At 38.2% G+C, this 4,422-nt stretch carries 2 protein-coding genes; both read left to right on the forward strand.

Going from position 1 to position 4,422, the window contains the following annotated elements:
• Positions 1–268: 268 nt before the first annotated feature.
• Positions 269–3,769, forward strand: a complete 3,501-nt coding sequence (locus tag AC1DPQ_RS19080) for a SusC/RagA family TonB-linked outer membrane protein (RefSeq protein WP_477610546.1) — start codon at positions 269–271, stop codon at positions 3,767–3,769.
• A gap of 17 nt (positions 3,770–3,786) precedes the next feature.
• A partial coding sequence (locus tag AC1DPQ_RS19085; protein WP_477610547.1) for a RagB/SusD family nutrient uptake outer membrane protein occupies positions 3,787–4,422 on the forward strand: 636 nt, incomplete at its 3' end.

Genomic DNA, 4,422 nt, shown 5'->3' on the forward strand with positions numbered 1-4,422 from the left:
ATAGGTAAAGATCAAAAGATAGAGGAAGTTTTAGAAACTATTAAAGGGTATGGAATTATTAAAGATTATAAAATAACAGGCAAAACTATGATTTTGAAATAAAATAGCTAAAAAAGGGAACGAAGTCAAACATTTAGCGGTGCGTCGACTTCGTCCCTTTACAAGTGTATCAATTAAACCAAATATTCAACTAACACAATGCAAAATTATGAAATTTAAATTAACCAAAGGTCATTCGTTATTTCGAAAACGAATATTATCCACTATTATGAGAACATTCATTTTCTTATTAAGTATAGCACTTTTTAGTTTCACAACTAAAAATTCATTTTCTCAAGAGAAAGTGATGATTGATGCTGATAAAATTGTACCGGTAGACGAAGTTTTTAATATTATCCAAAAACAGACTAAGTATCGTTTTATCTATCCACAGGAGTTGTTTTCGAATATTCCAAAGGTAAAATTGAAAAAGGGGGCAATCGAAGTGTCGAAATTATTGGAACAGACCTTAGGCAGTAATTTTAATTTCAAATTATCTAATGATAACAGAATTGTAATTAAAGAAAACAGCGCACCAGATAATTTGAAAAATATTAAGGGGCAGAAACACCATGTGTCGGGAAAGATAACAGATCTCTCTGGTCAACCATTGTTTGGTGCTAGTATTCTGGAAAAAGGAACTAGCAATGGTGTCAAGGCAGATGTTGCCGGATTTTTTTCAATGGATGTGAAAAATGAAAGCGCGATTCTTGTCATATCTTTTATAGGATTCGATACTGAGGAAGTTAAAGCTACTACCGGGGCAGTCCAAATTACCTTAACACCTTCGTTTAATAGCTTAGAGTCGATTGTGGTAACCGGATATGGTACCGTTAAAAAGAAAGATGTTACGGGTTCACTATCTAGTGCCCCTATTGATGATATGTTAAAAGCGCCAGTTGCCAATATTGCAGACGCACTTCAAGGAAGACTTGCTGGTGTAGCTGTTAGTTCTCCTGATGGTCAACCAGGTTCTGTACCCAATATTGTTATTCGAGGCAATAATTCGATTTCTCAAAGCAGCTCTCCTTTATATGTTATTGATGGTTTTCCTATTGAAGATGCTAGTCTGGGATCATTAAACCCAAGTGATATTGAATCGATGGATGTACTTAAGGATGCTTCTGCTACCGCGATTTATGGAGCCAGGGGGGCCAATGGCGTTGTGATCATCACTACAAAAAAAGGCAAAGCCGGCCTCCCGGTTATTAGCTTTGGTATAAGTTATGGTCAGCAAAAAATGTTAAAAAAAATGGATTTGCTTAGTCCTTATGATTACGTTGTGTACCAAAAGGAAAAAGATGTGCTTAGTAATAACTTATATGTAAACCCTATTACCGGTGTCAGAGGGCCCGGCACTATTGCAGATTCGACCTACCTGAAATATGCTACACTTGATAGCTACAAGAACATACCAGGTATTGATCTGCAAGATCAAATGTTCGTTACCGCCCCTTTCCATAATTATGATCTTTCTGTAAGTGGAGGTAATAAAGACACCAAATATGCAATATCAGGAAACTTGTTTGATGTGGATGGAATTATGATCAACTCAGGGTATAGCAGAAAACAGGGCCGTGTTGTACTGGACCAAAATATAAACGATAAATTTAAAGTTGGTATCAACGCCAACTATAGCAATCTTGGTACCCGTGGTGGCTCGCCCAGTTCCACTAGCGTCACCAACCGAAACTCGGCGTATGCACCCATGTTTGGCATTTGGGGTGCCCGGCCTGTGGCGCCGATTGGCGCGTCGGGAAGTGTGAACGAAGACTTGAGTAACGATATATATGACCCACAATTAATCGTCAACGGATCTAATCCTTTGCTCTTAAATCCGGTTATCAACCAACAACATATGGTACGCACAAGTTCAGCCAATATTCTGGCTGCCAATGCTTACGCCGAATATCGTATTTTACCATCGCTTACCCTGCGTGTAACCGGGGGCATATCAACCAACAGCACAAAAATTATAGCGTTTAATGATACGCTTACTAACCAAGGTAATCCAAGGCAGTCAGCGAACGGGCCAAACGGGTCAATCATAAATACTGCAAGTAATTCATGGGTGAACGAAAACATGCTCACCTATAGTAAAACATTTAATGGTGGGCATTCGCTTACTGTAAACGGTATTGTATCAGAACAAGTGGGTAGTACATCAAGCGACGGTGAGGCTGCCAATCATTTACCCAATGCATCATTAGGTGTAAATGGATTAGATGAAGGCACTCCTGTAAGCGTAACAGCTTCCTATTCAGATTGGGCCTTGAACTCGTTCACCGGGAGGGTGAATTATGATTATAAAAAGAAATACTTTTTTACTGGTACCTACCGCGCGGATGGCTCGTCACGCTTTACGCCAGAGAACAGATGGGCATATTTTCCATCAGGGGCCTTTAAATGGCGTTTCAGTGACGAACAATTTTTAAAAGGAAATAAAATTCTTTCCGACGGAAGCCTGAGAATAAGTTATGGTTTAACCGGAAATAACAGACTGAGCGATTATGCCTTTTTAACACCAGTAAAAATTAATTTAAGTGGGGCTGTCTTTAACAATACAATTGTCGCTTCGGCCTCACCAACTACGATGGCCAATCCTAATTTAAAATGGGAAACAACATCACAGGTTAATATTGGTACCGATCTTTCTTTCTTTAAGAACAGGCTTAGCTTTACTGCTGACGTGTACAGAAAAAAAACGTATGATTTATTGTTAAACGCAGCACTTCCGCCAACATCAGGCTATAGTACTGTTTATAAAAATGTTGGTAGTGTTCAAAATCAAGGTTTAGAGTTGAGTTTGAATGGTACGGTTCTACAAAGCAAAGATTTTACCTGGACAGCTAACTTTAATATATCCTGGAACCAGAGTAAAGTACTTGCTCTGGCAGAAAATCAGGACGCATTGATGACTGCTACTTATTTTGATCTTCAATATGCTTCGTCTCCGTCTTATATCGCAAAAATAGGACAGCCATTAGGTCAAATGTATGGTTATGTTTTTGATGGTTTATACCAAACAAGCGATTTTAATTACCTTCCGGGCTTTAATCCTTCTGCGGTACTTCCGGGTTCAGGTTCACATTATATATTAAAAGATAACGTACCAACCAACGGAACTGCAAGAACGGGTATACAGCCTGGAGATATTAAGTACAAGGATCTTAATGGCGACGGTGTTATTAATGCTACAGATCAAACCGTTATTGGTAGGGGCTTACCGGTTGGTAGCGGCGGATTTGGCAATAACTTTAAATACAAAAATTTCGATCTCAATTTATTTTTCCAATTCAGCTACGGTAACGATATCCAGAATGCGAACAGGATTTTGTTTGATGGCAATGGCAATGGTAATAACCAATATTTAAACTTGTTTTCTAGTTATACTAACCGATGGACACCTACCAATACAAATACAACAAATTTCAGGATAGGTGGACAAGGGCCTGTAGGTTATTACTCGAGTAGGACCATAGAAGATGGCTCATATTTGAGATTAAAGACCGTACAATTAGGTTACAGTCTTTCTGATAACTTATCGAAAAAGATCGGTATAAAAACCTTAAAGTTCTRTGTTTCTGGACAAAACATTTTTACCTGGACAAAATACTCAGGCCCAGATCCCGAGATCAGCACATTCAATAGTGCATTAACTCCAGGATTTGATTATTCAGGTTACCCAAGGGCAAGAACGCTTACCATGGGAGCAAATATTTTATTTTAATATTTAAAGAAATTGATATGAAAAGTTTATTAGTTATATCTTTCGGTAGTTGGTATAAAAAGTCGATTAAATATACCACTGTCCAAACCAGAGCATTGTTTTTATTATTGCTGTCATTGCCAATAGTATTAGGTTCTTGTAGCAAAGCATTGGACAGGAGCCCAACTGATTTTGTGCAGGTAAGTGAGTTTTATAAATCTAAAACCGATCTGATAAGCGCATTAGCCGCGGTTTACTCTCCGTTAGCTACTAATGCCATGTATGGCGAGTTTATCGGGATACAATCTCAAGGGTGTACCGAGGAAGGCGCTTATAGTGGTGGTGTGCTTGGAAATGCTTTTTCTTTCCACAATAATATTGACTATACCAATCCCAAGCTAAATGCTTATTGGGTAGCATGTTATAAAGGTATTGAAAATGCTAACCTGCTAATTGCCAATCAAAAAAATGCTACAAATGTTGATGCAACTACTTTAAATGAAATTGTAGGCGAAGCTAAATTTTTAAGGGCTTGGTATCATTTTTTATTGGTGCAAAATTTTGGTGATATCCCGCTAAAACTCACGCCATCCACTGATCCTAATAATGTAAGTATTCCGCGGACCCCATCAAAAGAGGTATATGCACAAATTATAAAAGATATGAAAGAAGCT

It is taken from the genome of Pedobacter sp. 01T416_2, assembly GCF_056398925.1.